This is a genomic window from Gilvimarinus sp. DA14 (assembly GCF_024204685.1).
Taxonomy (GTDB): domain Bacteria; phylum Pseudomonadota; class Gammaproteobacteria; order Pseudomonadales; family Cellvibrionaceae; genus Gilvimarinus.
The window spans coordinates 3,474,576-3,492,605 of the sequence record NZ_CP100350.1 but is presented as its reverse complement, the minus strand read 5'-3'; the positions used below and the strand labels follow the sequence as shown (position 1 = coordinate 3,492,605).

Below are 18,030 nucleotides of genomic sequence, written 5' to 3'. Positions count from 1 at the left end.
AATAGGCGTTAGCTAGGATGCGATGTCTACGTCTACGCTTTCATTTTGATCTTGGGTGACACGCAAAACTTCTTCCAGCGATGTTTCACCGGCCGCAACTTTACGCAACCCATCCTCAAAGAGTGTTAACATCCCGCCCTTACGCGCCTCCTCGTGTAATAAGGTGGCATCATAGCCAGCCTGAATCGCTCTGTGCATCGCGCTATCCATAACAAATAGCTCGTGAATAGCAGTGCGCCCACGATATCCAGACTGTTTGCATTCAGAACACCCTTGCGGCACATAAATTTGCGACTCGCCCTCAACTAAAAAACGATCCAAGCCAAGCCGTTTCGCTTCCGAGGCGTCAACGGGCTTTGCTACACGGCAACTTTTACACAAGGTCCGGACCAAGCGTTGCGCCAATACGCCGTTAACTGATGAAGTAATAAGGTAGCGCTCGATGCCCATATCTTCTAACCGGGTAATCGCGCCAGCAGCAGTATTTGTATGGAGAGTTGACAACACTAAGTGACCGGTTAACGCCGATTGCACAGCAATTTGAGCCGTTTCGCCATCACGCATTTCACCTATCATTATTATGTCAGGATCTTGTCGCAAGATGGCACGCAAAGAACGCGCGAAAGTAAGCTCGATTTGTGATTGAACCTGGATCTGATTTACACCATCTAACTGATATTCAACCGGGTCTTCGACAGTTATGATTTTTAACTCACTAGCATCGAGGGTTGCAAGCGACGCATACAATGTAGTGGTCTTACCCGAGCCAGTAGGCCCTGTAACAAGCAAAACACCATGAGGCTTGGCGAGCAAGTGACGATAACTTTCCAGAGTTCGCGCAGAAAATCCCATACTCTCAAGACTTAACTGGATACTCTCACGATCAAGAACCCGCATCACAATGCTTTCACCGTGCACTGTTGGAATCGTAGACACCCGTAAATCAAGCTCGTGGCCTTTGACACGGGTCATAATACGGCCATCCTGCGGCAAGCGCCGTTCGGCGATATTCATATGCGCCAGCAGCTTAATCCGCGACGCTATGGCTGGGGCAAGATCAAGTGAAGGTGCATCAGGCATACTCTGAATCACACCGTCTACTCGATAGCGCAAGTGTAATGCGCCATCAAACGGCTCAACATGTATATCTGAGGCGCCCAAGTCTAACGCCCGGTGGATAATTTGATTCACCAATCGAATGACCGGAGCCTCACTGGCCAAATCTTTCAGGTGCTCGACAAATTCATCGTCATCCACGCCACCTAGCGAAGAGCCAGCATCATCTTCGTCTTCATCCTCACCTGAATCCTGACGGAGTTTCAAGGCGTTGGCCACATCCGCCTCTAACCCCAAATGCACATCTACCTGCTCGCCCAGAGCCATCTTGAGAGCTTTCAAGATATACTCGTCCTGCGGTATCACAGACACAAATTGCCAAGCATTAGACGTGTCAGAGGGAGCTGCTACCGGTACAACACCATTACTAAGCAAGAAACTCTCGGACAATTGAGCGATCTCTACTGGCTCTGCCGGATAATCTACTTCTGCGAGCAAACGCACCCCCAGCAGATCGACCAGCGCATGAGCTACATCTTGCTCCGCTACTAGCCCAAGCTTAACCAATACCTGACCTAGATAGCCTCCCATTTCCGATTGAGCCAGAAGTGCACGCTCAACATCCCGCGCGGAAAGCTTATTTCTTTCAACCAACCACTCGCCTAACCTCATAGCTCGTCTGCACACCTGTTATTCAAAATTCATTAAGCACGAAAAGCCACAGTACCAGCTAGGGCATCGGTAGTTTAGGCTTTACATATTCCAACTCAAGCGCTTTAAGATTTTCTTCATTCAAATCGAATTCTTTGGGCGAGCGCGCCTCAAGCGTCAGCTGAGTCCTCAGATCTGATTCCATATTTTTTTGTAGTTTTTTTATGATTTCATCCTTAACTTCATCGAAAGGCAGAGTGCCCGCAGGACGCTGTCCGTCAAGACGAATAATATGATATCCAAAACGAGTTTTGACGGGTTCACTAAGGTCACCAACCTCGTCCATGGCAAACGCAGCGTCAGAAAAAGGCCTAACCATACGTCCAGGGGCGAAATAGCCAAGAGCGCCATCTTGTTTCAAAGAACCATTATCGTCTGAATACTGCTGAACTAATGACTCAAAAGGTTTCCCTTCTTCCAGCAACTTGGCCACTTCATTAATGCGTTCCAATGCCTGCTCTTCGTTACGCTCCTTGGAGACCGCAACAAGAATATGCGACACACTGACCTGCGCCGGATGCTGGTAATTGGACTTATTTGCCAAGTATTCTTCTTTGGCCAAAGCATTCCAATTTGTGCTGGCCAGTTTATCCTCAACCGTATCGTGAACATACCGATTATAAAGCTGCCGATCACGTTCAACATCCAACGCCCACTGCATTCGCTCATCGACGCTTATACCGTTCGATCTTGCCATATTTGCCAACGTCCGAATAGACATCAGATTTTCCATTAGCTGCGGCACCACACCAGGCTCAGCAAAGCGTTCAGCGGGCAAACCATGGTCAATACGCTCTTGAACATAGTGGCGCATATCTCCCACAGTAATAGTCACGTCACCAGCTGTAAGCAAAACATCATCTGGCTTGACTTCATCAGCCACAGCAATACTACTACCAAGCAAAAAACTCATAAAAGCAGAACTGGCAATTATTGGTATCACTCGCATATTTTCAAACCTTCATCCAACAAACTTAACTGAGACAAGACAAGCTGAGAATTTATCCCTCGTGACGATACTGCCTTGAGACTCCCTTAAAAATAAGGCAGAGAATAGTAACACGCTATAACTATTGATCACGACCCAGAAGCATCTACAGCCAGCAATTTGAAGCCATAGAATAGAAGTCGATGTACGGCCAAACAGACAGCACATCAACCGGAAGGTTCGGCTGAAGTGGATATTTGGGGCGCCCCAAAAACCTAAACCACAAATAATAAAGGCGGGGCCCATAGGACTCCCGCCTTTATTCACATCAAACAATAATTAGTCGAATGCTTTGGTCAATGACCGATATACCGGACAGCCAGAGTAGCTAGTACAGCCGTTACTCCGCAAGTTCAGGTAATATTGGGTATTTGGCTGGAGCTTGCAGTAACCACGACGCGAGCCTTGAGACATATTGATACCAGTCACCTCAGAACCTACGCCGTGACAAAAAGACACTTTTTGCGTTACCGGTTGACCAGGACACTCCGTTACCCAAGCTTCCATCTTAATATTGGTCACACCAATTGTCGCAGCAAAATCCACCTTATTCGCTTCAGTAGTACTTCCCGAAGTTTTAAAAGGCATAGACGTTATACCGTCTTTTATCTGTATGCGCTCTTGACCTAACGAGGTCCCATAAGCGTAGGAATTGTCACGGTCAACACCGCTAGGCCAGGCACCACAAGCACTATTGGAATCGCTACTTGAGCTGGAAGAACTGGAAGAGCTGGAAGAGCTGGAAGAGCTGGAAGAGCTGGAGCTCGCCACACTGCTCGATGAAGACTGAGAACTATTAGAGCCACCATTAGCAGTGGTGACCACTACACTCAAAGTTTGGCCGACGGAGTTAATAGTTAACGAATCAACATTAATATTTTGTCCATCAATTGTAAGGGATGCTGCCGTTGCGAAGCCAGCTGTACACGCAGCACTGACACAGGCTGCCACAAATAATTTTTTCATAATCACCCTCATAAGGAACGTACCTGCCTTCTAAAGAGGCATAGCTTTGTCATAAATTTGACTTCGATAATTCAAGAGCACACTTCAAGCCAACTTTAAGCTCAAGCTTAACTCAACCATTTTATTATATTCGCGCTCCTGCAAATGCCCTACGCCTATTAGGCAGAATTTAGAACCGGTTGTCAAATTCTTGTACAATTTACAACAAGTCTAACGCACTTTTCTTCCACGCAAAAAAAACGCGGCCCTAAGGCCGCGTTTTCACCCTTTCAGAACCTTAAGGCGCTGAAGTGGTGATCATGCGAGTGTACTTGTGCTTAACCACGCCTGCGTAGTTAGACAATACACCACCTTCCAGAGTACCGTTCTCAAACTTCTGAACAGCAAAGCCAACTACTGGCAGACCAGTGAAGGTAGTTGCATCGCCCGCAATCTCGCGAGCTTCACGATCTGTACCAGACTCACCCGGGAAGTATGGGTTAGACAGATCAATCTGCGCCCAACCATGCTCGTAACCTTCTTCCAAGTTCAAACCATAAGTCAGGTTCTCAGAGGAATCCAGAACACTACCACCATTGAAAGTCATGATGCTAACTTCAGTACAGAACTGGAAGCCATCCGGAGTTTCGGTAATTTGCGGAGGCAGAGGCGAGAAGTCGATCTCACCAGGAATTACCGGCGCAACAGGGTATGCTTCTTCCCGATCCCAGTACTCGATATCGATGTGCTCACAGGCAACAGAACCATCCCAAGGAGCGTTAAATGGCTGCAGCGCAACTGGCTCATCGAAATCGTCCGAAGTGTCACCTGGAGTACCGTTATCGTTAGTAACAGTGTTACCGTTTACGTAGAAACGCTTGGTGGGCATGGTAATTACCCAGTCGGTTTCAGCGTTCAGAACTTCATCCAGAACATAGTCGTTCGACAGGGTGTCACGCATAAACAGCGAGCTAACAGTGTCAGCAGTACCGGCGGTAAAGTTGTTGGTTGCAACTGAGCCAGCCATAGCCGTTTCGTCGTAGTAGAACACATCAGAGATTGGCAGAGCCTGCGCCAAAGAAGGCAGCAAGCTACCAGTTGCCTGGTTCAACTGAGTGTCAATAAAGTCATCGATGGCAACCGCGTCATAAGAAGCGTTAGTACCTTCCGCCACATCAATAATAGAGGCGTAACCATACAAGCCGCCAGCAGGCGCATCAACACCTAAAGAAGGATCATTTTCCCATACACCGCCATTCCAAGCATTGCGAACCAGATCACAGTTGGCAGGCACACCATCAACGTGAGTTACCGCAGTAGCTACTGCAAACGAATCATCAGTATCATCAGCCGGATCAGAGTCAGCAACATCGCTCAAAACACCCATTTCAATTACTTCTACATAACCTTCACGGGTACGAGACAAGCTCTTGTTGGTGTCGTCAGACAGTACCGGCTGAGCACCAGAGTTATCTACCGCGTAAGCAAAGTTACGGAAGTCTTCGCCATCTTCACTGATTTCAGGCGCAGTACAGGAAGTATCTTGGGTGATGATTTTAGCTGGCATTTCGCCATCACCAGTGCTCCAAGGCAAGCTGCCATCATCTGCGTTTTCAGACAAAGCAACTGCACCAGACCAGTGATCGTAAGGAGACAGGTACAAGTTAAAGTCAAGAACCTCTTGACTGTTCTCACCTTCCAGGAAGCGAACTTTAACAGCCTTCGCGTCGCCAGTGGTGTTAACAAGGTTAATGTTGGTGAAGTTTTCGCCATTCACAGTATAGTAAGGGAAAATCAACACTTGACCCAGGCCATCTGAGTTCAGATAAGCTGCCTGTGCGGTACCCGCTGCACCAGCCAGTCCCGCCAGCATTGCCAAAGGTAGAAGTTTTTTCTTCATTTCTAGCTCCTAGATTTACAAAGTATCGTATTGTTTTCTGTTAGCGGGCAAAGCCCTACAAACTCGATTTACCACCAGCACATGACCGGCCAGATGCTCGTCGAACACCCAATCGCGTTCTAAATTACCACACCCCACAAGCCATAACAATAGCCTAAAAGTGCGTTTTACGAGGCAAAAGCCAATTCATATGGCGCCTTACTCAAACTTAGACCAGCGTCACATGCCGTAACTGCCAAGTAACCAGTGGCCACGAGACCTAACTTTTACCAGACGCCAGCAGTTTACCTGCTGTTTTCATCACTGGGAAGGCCCCAGCCCAAAAAAAATAAAGCAATTTAAGCAAAGCACAGCAAGCACTTAGCCCCACTCCTTAAAGTGGCATTTAATTAGCCAGCCGCCGCCTTCAAACGCGCTATAACGTCCTTATAACACGGGGCCCCGAATATCTCCGAACCCACCACAAAAGTATCTGCACCCGCAGCAGCGACATCTGGCATATTGTGAACTTTAACCCCACCATCCACCTCCAGCCTGACCGGCAAACCAGATTCGTCGATCATCTCTCTCGCGCCCCTAAGTTTCTCGAGCACATAAGAAATAAACGACTGCCCACCAAACCCCGGATTAACTGACATCAGAAGCAACATATCCAGCCGACTTAAAACCTGCGCCACAACATCTAACGAAGTACCAGGGTTTAGCACAAGCCCAGCCTTACACCCCAAATCCCGAATTAAAGACAAAGAGCGATCCAAGTGGCGTGTCGCCTCGGGGTGGATACTTATATAAGAAGCTCCAGCGGCCGCGAATTGCTCAATCAGAGCATCTACAGGCTCCACCATTAAGTGCACATCTATAGGCGCTTTAATACCATATTCCCTTAGTGATCGGCACACCATCGGCCCCATGGTTAAATTGGGCACATAATGATTATCCATAACATCGAAATGGATCATATCGGCCCCAGCAGACAACACCGCGTCACACTCTTCGCCCAACCGAGCAAAGTCTGCGCTCAAAATAGAAGGAGCAATAATTAAATCATTTGACCGTGCTTGCATTTATCACCACATTTAATACCAAGTGAGCAGTAGAGCAGATGCCACGAAGACATCAACTTGCTTTATAATACCATCAAGGGATAGCAACCCTCTAAGAATATACTGGAGTTCTACCTTCATGTCCTCGTTCACCCCGTCGCTGCACGGCTTGCGCGCACTTGCCGCAATCGGCGTCATCTTGTTCCATTGGAACTCATTATTCCCCGCATTAAATAAAGCAACCCCGGGATTCACTATAGGCTCCGCCACTTGGTCTGTCTTCACCCCGATCCACTTTGGCTGGCTGGGAGTGCCATTGTTTTTCGTGCTGTCAGGCTATCTCTTGGGCGGACAACTGAAAGACAAATCCTTAAATAGGCAGACCTTACAAAGATTTTGGACGCGTCGTTTCTTACGCATTTACCCGGCGGTGTGGTTTCAAGGCATCATCTTACTGTTAGCAAGCCAAACATTCACAACCATTAGCTACCACCCGAGCACAGCGGAACTCTTCCGTAATGCCATTTTATGGGTCAACATGCCCCCGTGGATGACAAAACCCTTAAACGGAGTATGGTGGACACTGCCGATTGAACTCACGTTTTACGTGGCTCTCCCAATGTTAATTGTGAGCCAAAGAAAGCTGGGATGGCTGACCGTTTACTTAGCCTGCGTCACCGGCTCGATAATATGGCGAGCCTGGATCATTGCAAGCAACCCTAGCACAAACTATGTACCTCTTTTACCGTGGCTCGACATGCTTCCTGGCAGTTTATCCTCATTTGCCGCAGGCTTCGCAGCCTCCTTTCTGAGAATCAACAACACACAAACAAACCGCAGGCTTCTGCTCGCAGCCGGAACCATAGGTTTACTTGCCTTGATGCAGCTACTTTTGATCAACCTAGACACCTACTGGCAAGGCAGTTTTCTATTAATGCTATGGAACAGTCTTGCCGCGTTTATGCTAGCTTTGATTTTGATTAGCCAAACCATGCCCACCTCTGACAACCGCTGGAGGCCGCTAAGTAGCCGCCCCTTGGTTTGGCTGGGAGAAATTAGCTTTGGCCTTTACCTTTGGCACTTTCCCATACAAAAGCTGGTGTCACAATCCGACATGTTAGATTGGAGCTCGCCAGCCGGCAGCTTATATGCACTATTGGTTTGCACTGCACTTACCATCCCTTGCGCTGCTGCCAGCTTTTATTTGATCGAAAGACCTATTATGGGATGGTCCAAACAACGAGTTTTTTACGCCAACAAAAATGCAACCCAATAATGCTACACTTTGATCACAATGAAGCATCAACAGCCGCTAAGCGCTCCGCCGTCCCCACATCGCTCCATTGCCCTAGGTACAATTCAGCGCCTAGGGACCGCTTACCGACCAGGCGGCGAAAAACTTCAGCCAACCCAAAGACCGGTGTTGAATTCGGGTAACTCAACACCAGCTCGGGAGACAACAAACTGATACCTGCGAAGGTATAGCCATGACTACCATCTTCCAACAACAACAACTTCCCCTCTTGAACATCAAAATCCCCCCGAAACTTAAAGCCGGGGTTGGGCACCAGCACCAAATTACCCTTCTCTCCGTTCTGCAGCCCTCTCTCAATGAGGGGACCCAAGTCGTAGTCTGTGAAGATATCGGCATTAATCAGGACAAATGCCTCGCTTCCGAGCAAGTCGGCCGCATGAAGAACTGCGCCCCCAGTCTCAAGCGGCTCCGGCTCTTCCGAATAAGCAACCTTGAGCCCCCAGCGGCTGCCATCACCAATATATTCACGAATCATCTGCCCGAGGTAAGAGATATTAATGACCACCTCGGTGATACCCGCGCGAGCGATGCGCTCTAGATGCCATTCGATCAAAGGCTTGCCACGCACTTCGATGAGCGGTTTGGGCAGGTGGTCCGTCAGTGGGCGCATACGTTTGCCTAGACCAGCGGCCAGAATCATTGCCTTCATGCGCTCTCCACCAACGGGTAGGCAGTATCGCTCAAGCGCTGTTCGCTATACCACTCACGCAACCGGCATACAGGCATTACACGCTCGTTCAGCCAGTGGTGAAACTCGCTTAGCTCTTGGTAACATGCACTTACCTCTAGCACATAACCTAGTACTCTTGGCAGATCGGCGAGGTAAGCCGACTTTTGATCCCGCAAATGCAAGCGTGCAAAAATCCCCAGTATTTTCAAATGGCGCTGCAGCCCCATAAAATCAAAGCTCGAGATAAACGACTCAGCCGAGACATCCCCTAAAAGGCCAGCCTCGCGGGCCATGTCGCCGTAAACCAGAGCCCAACGTTTTACATCGGCTGGCGGAAGTCTCAAATAGGCATCCTTTAACAGGGAAACCAAATCGTAAGTGAGCGGCCCGACAACCGCATCCTGGTAGTCAATCACTACTGATTTACCATCTACCAATAGAATGTTTCTGGCGTGATAATCCCGGTGCATAAACACCTGCGGTTGCTGCAAAGCTTTATCGGCCAGTAACTCGAAGAGCGAGTCAAGCAAAGCGTTCTCTTCAGCCCCCAGAGAAAGACCGAGCATTTCTTGTACAAACCAGTCGCGGAAGATGTTCAGCTCTCGGACAATAAATTCGCGATCGAAAACGGGGATTGACACCCCCTCCAAGGGGGTTTGCGCCATGGCCAGCTGCGTCAGAAGCGCTTCACCGTACAGCACTGGCGCAGTTTCGGCACTCACAAGTCGGCAAAACAGGCCTTCGCCAAGATTTTCAATCAGTAAAAAGCCCATTTCGGGCTCAGACGCCACTATGGACGGGACAGGTACACCCTGCTTGCGCAGAATGTCGGATAAATAAAGAAACTGACGCACCTTTTCAGTGGCAGGCGGAGCATCCACCGCCAACCAGCCGGGTTTTTCCTCTATATAAAAGTAACGTCTCCCGCCAGCATCACCCTGCATGGAAGCTAAAGTTGTCGCTAGCCCCAACTGCTTATCAACCCAATTATGGAGCTGCAGCAGACGCTTATCTGCCTCTGAATGCACTTTATTTACACCTGCCACCTATTTATAACTCGGCTTGTTTTAGCTTATTTACCCCCATCAACACAAGCCGCAACAACAAATTAGTGTTAGAGGCTTGTTTTACAGTAGAATTGCGCGCTCAGCGCGCAGCAGCAATTTGAGAGTTATTGATGGTAGTTAGACCTTCGAAAATCCGCCTTGTACAGGCATTTACCGCCCTTTCAGCGGCGATCGGTCTCTCTACCCAGGCCGCGCAACCCTCGGCGCACCGCCTGGATTGGGTTGCCATTCAAGATCTTCCGCCGCAAGCGATTGAGGCACTTCCTGCCGGCTGCTGCGGCGCCTATGTCAACCCTTATAATCCGGAAAATAGCGAATCAGCGATTGAAACACTGCCAATTGAAGTCGAAGCCAATAGCTTTCGCACAATTAATGGCACCCGGATCACATTAAAGGGCGAGGTTACTATGACCCAAGGCCCTCGCCTGCTAAAGGCCGATAGGGCCGACCTCGACCAAACTGACAACAGCCTAGTGCTCACAGGCAATATAACCCTGCGCGAGCAAGGGCTGCTGATTTATGCCGATGCCGCAAAGCTCAATTCTGCCAATGAAGACGCTAGCCTTGAGCAAGCTGAGTATGTGCTGCATCAGGCCCGCATTCATGGCACCGCAGAGAAGCTCAAGAAATTTGGCGACCGGGTTATCCAACTGGAAAGCGGCAGCTTTTCTACTTGTGAGCCCGACAACGAGTTCTGGAAATTTAGAGCCAGCGAGCTGAAAGTCGACAATATTCGCAATCTTGGCACAGCTAAACATGCCCGCCTGGAAATCAAAGACATCCCCGTACTCTATGTCCCCTACTTAATATTCCCGGTGGGAGACAAGCGTCAGAGCGGTTTGCTGTTTCCCTCGTTCAGCAGCAGTGATCGCAACGGTTTAGAATATTCGCAGCCGATCTACTGGAATATTGCTCCGCAGCTAGACGCCACCTTCACTCCCACCTACATGCAAAAGCGCGGTGCATTATGGGGCGCGGAGCTACGTCATCTAAACCAGTTTTTCTATACCGATGTCGCCGGCGCTTACCTCAATAACGACAAAGGTGGCTATGACCGTCAGGCCGAGAACGATATCGCCAATGGCGAGTTGACCCCAGAAGAAGCTTACCCCCACAAAGGTGACGACCGCTGGATCATTCAGTTTAATCAAACCGGCGGTAAAAACTCACGCTTAAAAACCTATATCAACTATACCGACATCAGCGATGTGGACTATTTACGGGACATTAGCACCAGCGATTTAGACGTCGAGCACCAAACAAACGTGCAAAAGATGGGAGCGATAAGCTATACCGCCGATGCCTGGCAGTTTGGCGCCCGCGCGCGAGAAACTCGCTATTTAAACCAATCGCAGCAAAGACCCTATAAAGAGCTACCCCACATTTACGCCTTAGGCCAGTACCATCTAGGCGATTGGCAAATTACCCTCGACAACCAATTTACCGAGTTTGGTATAACCCAATATTACGAGTCCCCCACTAACCGCCTGGTAGAGGGTACCCGTATTAACACTGACTACAATTTGGCCTGGAACAACCGTTGGGAATGGGGCTTTATAACCCCAAAAGTAGGGGTAAAAACCCTAAGTTATGATCTGCAACAAGCGCCCGACCAGTCCAATAGCGAGAATGCGGTCACCAACAGCAGCACCCCATCGCTGGTAGTGCCTCAAGCCAGCTTGGACATGGGGTTATTGTTTGAGCGACTAGGCAGCCTGGGCGATAGCAGTTTTATTCAGACCCTTGAACCGCGGATGCTGTATTTTTACAGCGATTACGAAAATCATGAGGAAATATACAATCCGCTAAATGATAACAATGCGCCGATTATGTTCGACTCGCGCTACCTCACTTTTGATTACAACCAGATTTTTCGCACCACCCGCTACACTGGCCACGACCGGATAGATGATGCCAACCAGCTCGCCATGGGCATTACCAGCCGTTTTTTATCGGCGCAAACTGGCGAGGAATACCTGAGCTTGGGACTAGGGCAAATCCACCGATTTAGCGCCCCTAAAGTAGCGCTTAATCCGTTGTACCAACCCGAAGAAGAAACCTATGAGTGGTCGGAGCTGGCTGGCCGGATCAGCGCCAGAATAAGCGACACCCTTAATGTTACCAGTGATGTGCTGTACGACCAGAACCAAAACTACCTCTCCAGCGCCAGCGCACTACTCGAATACGCCGATGAAGAAAACCGCCTGGTTAGCCTTACATACCGCTATATGCGCCAAATGCGCGATAATACCGCCGGACAGGATATTGACGGGCAATATTCCTCCGACCACAGCCTTGATCAAGTGGATCTAGCTACCTATTTGCCGATATCCAATAATTGGAGCATCATGGCGCGCGCCAATTACGATTTTACCTACAACCTGGAACTCGACACTTACGCAGGGTTCGAATACAGCGATTGCTGCTACCGAGTCCGCCTGATGTGGCGAAAGTGGCTGAATTTTGACTATAACTCCGGCAATCGACTGGAAACAGTTAACAGCGACGACTACGACCATGGTTGGATGCTGGACCTTCAGCTTAAAGGTCTGGGCAGTATCAGCGACCGTATCGGCAACCTGCTTAGCAAAACCGTGCTGGGTTACGACCAGCGCAATGACAATTTTTAAAACACAGCGACGATATTATGCTAAATAACAGCTCGACAGTTTTTCGGCTCAGACGCATGCTAGCCAATATGGGAGGTGCTTTAGTACTTTGCTTGGGCGCCTCCGCCACAGCCGAAACCCAGATTATCGACCGGGTCATCGCCATTGTCGATGACGGCGTGGTGCTGCAGAGCGAGTTCGATGAACGCAAAAATGCCGTCTTGCAGCGACTACAGGGGCAATATGATCAGCTGCCTCCCATGGACGTACTCAACCAGCAAATTCTCGACCAGTTGATTTTGGAGCAACTGCAGCTGGAAGAAGCGGCCCGCTATGGCATCGAAATACCAGATCAGCAGCTTAATAATACCCTGCAACAGATTATGACCAACAATGGCATGAGCTCTATGGACGAGCTGGCGGCAAGCCTGGCCGCCGACGGCATGACGCTAGATCACCTACGCGAGAAAGTGCGTCGCGACCTACTTCTTAACCAGGTGCAGCAAGGCGTGGTCAACAACCGCATTCGCGTCACCGAGCAAGAGATTGACAACTTTCTCTCCTCCAGTGATGGCAAATTCGCGACATCGCCCGACTATCGCCTGGGGCATATATTAATCAGCGTTTCCGGCTCCAGCACGCCAGATGAGGTAGAGGCTGCCAAACAAGAGGCCGAAACCCTCTACCAGCAACTGCAAGGCGGGGCCGACTTTGCCCAGTTGGCCATTAGTAATTCCGATGACCAAACCGCCCTGGATGGCGGGGATTTGGGCTGGCGTAAACTAGCGCAACTGCCCGAACTATTTGCTGATGTCGTGGGCAATTTGGACGTAGGGGAAGTCTCCAAACCTATTCGCTCTGGCGCCGGCTTTCATATTCTTAAGAATTTTGAACAGCGTGGCGGCGGCGAGCAACTGGTACAGCAAACCAAAGCCCGCCATATTTTGATTAAGACCAGTGAGATCATGGACGACCAAACCGCACAGGAAAAGTTGAACGAGATTAAACAGCAGATTGAAGACGGCGCCGATTTTGCCGAAATGGCTCGTGAAAACTCTGAAGATATAGGCTCAATGCTTAACGGCGGCGACCTAGGCTGGGCTAACCCCGGCACCTTTGTACCCGCCTTCGAAGCCGCCATGGCCGAAACCGAAATCGGCGGCATTGCCGGGCCCTTTAAAAGCCAATTTGGCTGGCATATTCTGCAGGTTGTTGACCGTCGCCAGGAAGACCTAAGCGATGTGGTTATTCGCAACAAAGCGGCGCAAATGATGCGCGAACGCCGCTTTAACGAAGAGCTGCAAGTGTGGCAGCTGGAGTTGCGCGATAACGCCTTTATCGATATTAAAGAGCTTGAGAGTTCAGACAGCTAATGGCGCCAGTTCCACTTCGCATTGCTATTACACCCGGCGAGCCCGCTGGTATTGGCCCAGATTTGGCCTTGACCCTGGCGCAACAAGCCCACGAAAACGAGTATGTGGTAATCGCCGACCCTGAGCTGATGGCCGAGCGCGCCAAAAGCCTGGGGCTGGCACTAGAGATCAAAACCGTAGCCGCCAACGACGCCGCGCAACCCTCGCAAGCCGGCTGCCTGCACGTTTTGCCCGTAGAATTAGCGGACGCCGTCATCCCAGGACAACTTAATAGCGCCAACGCACCTTACGTTTTAAAAACTCTGGACACCGCCATCGATGGCTGTACAGCTGGCTATTTTGACGCCTTGGTGACAGGCCCGGTACATAAAGGCATTATTAATCAGTCAGGGGTTGGTTTTAGCGGCCATACCGAATATTTAGCAGCGCGCACTAACACCCCGCAAGTGGTCATGATGCTGGCTACAAAGGGCCTGCGTGTAGCACTGGTAACGACCCATTTGCCGTTAAAAGATGTGGCCGGCGCCGTCACCGCCAAGCGCCTTAGCGATGTCACTAAGATACTGCATCAAGACCTAATTACACATTTTGGTATTGCACAGCCACGCATCCTAGTCTGCGGTCTCAACCCCCATGCGGGAGAGAGCGGTCACCTTGGGCGTGAAGAGATAGAGATCATCGAGCCTGCATTGGAACAATTGCGAGCAAAGGGACTGAACCTCATTGGCCCCCTGCCCGCCGACACGCTCTTCACCCCTAAACACCTGCAAAACGCCGATGCTGTGCTGGCCATGTATCATGACCAAGGATTGCCGGTGCTAAAATACAAAGGCTTTGGCCAAGCGGTAAACGTTACCTTGGGGCTGCCGATTATTCGCACCTCTGTAGACCATGGTACCGCCCTGGACTTAGCCGCCAAGGGCACAGCCGATAGCGGCAGCCTATACACAGCTCTCGAATACGCCTGCGGCATGGCCCGCGCACGCCGACAAGTAAATCCGTTATGAAGCACACGTCAGCTCCCGGCAACCCACACCGCGCCCGAAAGCGGTTCGGGCAAAACTTCCTTATTGATCACACCATCATTCAGCAAATTGCTCGCGCCGTCAGCCCCAAGAGTGGCCAAGTGATTGTGGAAATTGGTCCGGGCCAGGGCGCCCTAACCGAGCCCTTGGCCGAGCAGGCCGAAACCCTGCACGTGATTGAACTGGATCGTGATTTGGTACCCTGGCTGAAAGTTCGCTTTGAAAAACACCCGGGGTTTAAGCTGCACCAAGCCGATGCACTTAAATTCGACTTTGCCAGCTTAAGCGAAGATGACAAACCCCTGCGAATTGTTGGCAACCTGCCCTACAATATTTCCACACCTCTTATTTTTCATCTGATTAGCTACGCAAACCAAGTGCAAGACATGCACTTTATGTTGCAAAAAGAAGTGGTGAAAAGGCTCGCAGCAACGCCGGGCGATAAGGCCTACGGGCGTTTAAGCGTGATGGTGCAATACTACTGTGACGTGGCTTGGCTGTTTGATGTACCCCCAGGCTCCTTCGACCCGGCCCCCAAGGTAGATTCAGCCATTGTACGTCTGGTACCGCACAAAACCCTGCCCTACCCTGCAGGTAACATTGAAACTCTGGAAAAGCTGGTAACAGCCGCCTTCGGCCAACGTCGCAAGACGCTGCGCAACGCCTTAAAATCAATGCTCAGTGTTGAGCAAATGGAGGGTCTGCCGGTGGATACATCGCTGCGCGCCGAGGCTTTAAGCGTTGCCGACTTTGTTACCCTTAGCGATGCAATAGACGAGCGATTACAGCAAGGATCATGAGCGATATCACTATAGAAATTGAAACCGGCTATCTACCAGAGCAATCTGCGCCACAGCATAGCCGCTATGCATTTAAATACACGATTACTATCCACAACCAGGGCCCGCTGGCAGCGCAACTTATCAGTCGCTACTGGCGCATTACCGATGCCGAAGACCAGGTGCAAGAAGTACAGGGTAAAGGCGTTGTGGGCGAACAACCCACCATCGAACCAGGCAGCTTTTACCGCTATAGCAGTGGTGCCGTACTGCAAACCCAGGCCGGCACCATGGAGGGCGCTTATCAAATGCGCTATCCCAACGGTGATGAGTTTGAAACCCCTATACCCGTATTTGCGCTGGTGCGGCCGGGCGCATTGCATTAAGGCGTTAAAGCGATGAGCACCTATGCCATTGGCGACATCCAGGGCTGCCTAAAACCCCTGCAGCGACTGCTAAATCAGGTAGGTTTTAACCCGAGTCACGACCACCTTTGGATCGCGGGAGACCTAGTTAATCGCGGCCCTAGCTCTCTCGCCACACTGCGCTATCTGTATTCGCTGAGCGATGCGGTCACAGCCGTGCTGGGCAACCACGATTTGCACTTTCTTGCGGTCGCCTACGGTTATAAAAAGAAGAGCTCTTTCGATACCCTGGACCACCTGCTGCGCGCCAATGATTGCGACGAACTCATTCAGTGGCTGCGCCACTGTAAGCTTATGCACACAGACCCACAGCTGGGTTACACCATGGTGCACGCTGGCATTCCGCCTATCTGGTCGCTGCAGCAAGCCGCCGCCCACGCACGCGAAGTTGAAGCGGTATTACAAAGCGACTATATCAACGACTTTTTAGCCAACATGTACGGCAACAAGCCCAACCGCTGGCGCAACCGGTTAATTGGCAACGAACGGCTGCGGGTAATCACCAATTACTTCACCCGTATGCGCTTTTGCTCCGCCGAAGGTGAGCTGGAGTTTGAGAACAAATCGGCTCCCACCCGCACCCATAGCAAAGGTTTTTTACCCTGGTTTGCTCACCCGAATCACCTGTGCCGCCAGCACAGGATTGTCTTTGGCCACTGGGCCGCCCTTGAGGGAAAAGCGGAGGCAGCAAATGTTACCGCACTGGACACAGGCTGCGTGTGGGGCGGCTGTTTAACGGCGCTGCGACTTGAGGACGGTGAGCTGTTTCGCACCAAATGCGAAGCTTCGTAGCTATTACCAGGAATGCAAAGCCTTAGCGCGGGGCCACTTCAACCCTGTTGCGCCCCCGCTCTTTGGCCGTGTAAAGCGCAGCATCAGCCGCTTTAAACAATGCCTCGATACTGCCGTCTCCGCGCAGATTAGCCACACCGAAACTGGCGCTCACCCTGCCGACCTCGGCAAACTCATGCTGTTCGATCAGGGTGCGCAGTTTCTGCGCTATGTGCTCGGCATAATCACTGCGGGTATTGCGACACACCAGAACAAACTCTTCCCCGCCCCAGCGGGCAAAGAGGTCTGTGGTGCGAATATTGTCTTTTACCAGCGCTGATATGCCTGCCAGTACTTCGTCTCCCACGGCGTGACCAAAGTCGTCGTTAATGCGTTTAAAATGATCCACATCCATCATCACAATGGATAAAGGTTTGCGACTATGGCGCCACTCCCAAAGGCCGTGCTTAATCGCTTCCTCAATGCCTTTACGATTAAAAGCGCCTGTCAACGAATCGGTTTTAGCCTGGGTCTCAAGTGTGCGGCTACGGCTATCCAACAGTGCGTTCACCTCCATTAACTCAAGCTCACGCCTTTTTCGCTCACGCAGCTCAGCCGACATTTTTATCAACCGATAAAGCAAAAACGCTACAATTACTACACCCCACACCAGAATGATTGCCAAGTACCAATCGGCAGTGTCGATACGCTGCCCCACCAGCTCGACCCTATGCAGGGTAAACATCTGCTCGCCCAACAGGTGGGAAGAGCCGCTCTGGATTTCCAGACTGACTAAATTATCGAACTGGGGGTGGCTCAGGTTGGGCTCGATGTTGTGTTCGCGCAACCACCAGTTGGCGACAAAAAAATCATCAAAGGCAAACTCATAATAGCCCTGAGGGGATTTCGCCTCGAACTCAACTTGATTGTACTTAGTGGAGGTATTGTCATTAACAGAACTGTAGCGGCGATCAAAGTTACGCAAAAAAACACGCACAGACTTATTGGTGCCCCGATAATCAAGCCACAAGCGCACTTTTTTATAATCGCGCATATCCAACCCTCGACTGCGACTTTCACCGAGAAAAATCTCTAGTCCACAGTACGGGTAGGGGTCGCCAGCTAATAGATTACAACGCCAGGAAATACCCTCGGGCCCCTTGGCAAGCAACTCGGCCTGGCTATTACCACCGGCTATCTGATCGCCATAAATACGGATGGGGGTGTCTTCAGCAGGTGCCAGAACATGACTCTCGCGCAGCAGCCAGTTCTGACCAAACATGGCAACAGCGGTGAGCAACACCAGCAAGAGTAAAGTTTTCTCAAGGCGTAGGGTTTTAAACATTTTGGGCT

Annotated in this window: 15 protein-coding genes; 8 read left to right on the top strand and 7 right to left on the bottom strand. The window is 50.5% G+C overall.

The features are described from left to right. Window positions 1–12: 12 nt before the first annotated feature. Both NHM04_RS15355 and NHM04_RS15350 read right to left on the bottom strand, forming a co-directional pair. Window positions 13–1,728 carry a GspE/PulE family protein gene (locus NHM04_RS15355; protein WP_254264632.1) on the bottom strand — a complete coding sequence of 572 codons (1,716 nt, stop codon included), beginning with the start codon at window positions 1,726–1,728 and terminating at the stop codon, window positions 13–15. Window positions 1,729–1,786: 58 nt separating this feature from the next. Further along, window positions 1,787–2,716, bottom strand: a complete 930-nt coding sequence (locus NHM04_RS15350; protein WP_254264631.1) for a peptidylprolyl isomerase — start codon at window positions 2,714–2,716, stop codon at window positions 1,787–1,789. 691 nt (window positions 2,717–3,407) lie between these two features. On the opposite strand from NHM04_RS15350, the gene NHM04_RS15345 reads away from it, so the two are divergent. Further along, entirely contained in the window at window positions 3,408–3,545 is a 138-nt protein-coding gene (locus tag NHM04_RS15345) for a hypothetical protein (RefSeq protein ID WP_254264630.1), read from the top strand. A 453-nt stretch (window positions 3,546–3,998) separates the two neighbouring features. Here the strand turns inward: NHM04_RS15345 and NHM04_RS15340 are convergent, their stop codons facing one another. After that, a complete protein-coding gene (locus tag NHM04_RS15340) occupies window positions 3,999–5,600 on the bottom strand; it encodes a hypothetical protein (RefSeq protein ID WP_254264629.1) in 1,602 nt (533 codons plus the stop codon). A gap of 389 nt (window positions 5,601–5,989) precedes the next feature. After that, complete coding sequence (gene rpe / locus NHM04_RS15335; RefSeq protein ID WP_254264628.1) at window positions 5,990–6,664, bottom strand: ribulose-phosphate 3-epimerase; 675 nt, start codon at window positions 6,662–6,664, stop codon at window positions 5,990–5,992. Window positions 6,665–6,782: 118 nt separating this feature from the next. On the opposite strand from rpe, the gene NHM04_RS15330 reads away from it, so the two are divergent. Then, window positions 6,783–7,919, top strand: coding sequence for an acyltransferase (locus NHM04_RS15330; protein ID WP_254264627.1), 1,137 nt, complete (start codon window positions 6,783–6,785; stop codon window positions 7,917–7,919). Between the two features lie 13 nt (window positions 7,920–7,932). Here NHM04_RS15330 and murU read toward each other — a convergent pair whose 3' ends face one another. Together murU and NHM04_RS15320 are read right to left on the bottom strand one after the other, a co-directional pair. After that, the gene (gene murU, locus NHM04_RS15325; RefSeq protein ID WP_254264626.1) at window positions 7,933–8,607 is read right to left on the bottom strand and encodes an N-acetylmuramate alpha-1-phosphate uridylyltransferase MurU; all 675 of its coding nucleotides are present in this window, start codon (window positions 8,605–8,607) and stop codon (window positions 7,933–7,935) included. Next, window positions 8,604–9,656, bottom strand: a complete 1,053-nt coding sequence (locus tag NHM04_RS15320) for an aminoglycoside phosphotransferase family protein (RefSeq protein WP_254264625.1) — start codon at window positions 9,654–9,656, stop codon at window positions 8,604–8,606. Before NHM04_RS15320 ends, murU begins: the two co-directional genes overlap by 4 nt. A gap of 149 nt (window positions 9,657–9,805) precedes the next feature. On the opposite strand from NHM04_RS15320, the gene NHM04_RS15315 reads away from it, so the two are divergent. The 6 genes from NHM04_RS15315 to NHM04_RS15290 are packed head-to-tail and all read left to right on the top strand — an operon-like array spanning window position 9,806 to window position 16,698. Further along, window positions 9,806–12,325, top strand: coding sequence for an LPS-assembly protein LptD (locus NHM04_RS15315; protein WP_254264624.1), 2,520 nt, complete (start codon window positions 9,806–9,808; stop codon window positions 12,323–12,325). Between the two features lie 56 nt (window positions 12,326–12,381). Then, window positions 12,382–13,677 carry a peptidylprolyl isomerase gene (locus NHM04_RS15310; protein ID WP_254264623.1) on the top strand — a complete coding sequence of 432 codons (1,296 nt, stop codon included), beginning with the start codon at window positions 12,382–12,384 and terminating at the stop codon, window positions 13,675–13,677. Further along, a complete protein-coding gene (gene pdxA, locus NHM04_RS15305; RefSeq protein ID WP_254264622.1) occupies window positions 13,677–14,684 on the top strand; it encodes a 4-hydroxythreonine-4-phosphate dehydrogenase PdxA in 1,008 nt (335 codons plus the stop codon). Before NHM04_RS15310 ends, pdxA begins: the two co-directional genes overlap by 1 nt. Then, window positions 14,681–15,502 (top strand): 16S rRNA (adenine(1518)-N(6)/adenine(1519)-N(6))-dimethyltransferase RsmA, encoded by an 822-nt coding sequence (rsmA, locus tag NHM04_RS15300; RefSeq protein WP_254264621.1) that lies wholly within the window; start codon window positions 14,681–14,683, stop codon window positions 15,500–15,502. Before pdxA ends, rsmA begins: the two co-directional genes overlap by 4 nt. Then, entirely contained in the window at window positions 15,499–15,867 is a 369-nt protein-coding gene (gene apaG, locus NHM04_RS15295) for a Co2+/Mg2+ efflux protein ApaG (protein WP_254264620.1), read from the top strand. The genes rsmA and apaG overlap by 4 nt, the downstream gene beginning before the upstream one ends. A gap of 12 nt (window positions 15,868–15,879) precedes the next feature. After that, entirely contained in the window at window positions 15,880–16,698 is an 819-nt protein-coding gene (locus tag NHM04_RS15290) for a symmetrical bis(5'-nucleosyl)-tetraphosphatase (protein ID WP_254264619.1), read from the top strand. 22 nt (window positions 16,699–16,720) lie between these two features. Here NHM04_RS15290 and NHM04_RS15285 read toward each other — a convergent pair whose 3' ends face one another. Then, a complete protein-coding gene (locus tag NHM04_RS15285) occupies window positions 16,721–18,022 on the bottom strand; it encodes a GGDEF domain-containing protein (RefSeq protein WP_254264618.1) in 1,302 nt (433 codons plus the stop codon). Window positions 18,023–18,030 lie beyond the last annotated feature (8 nt).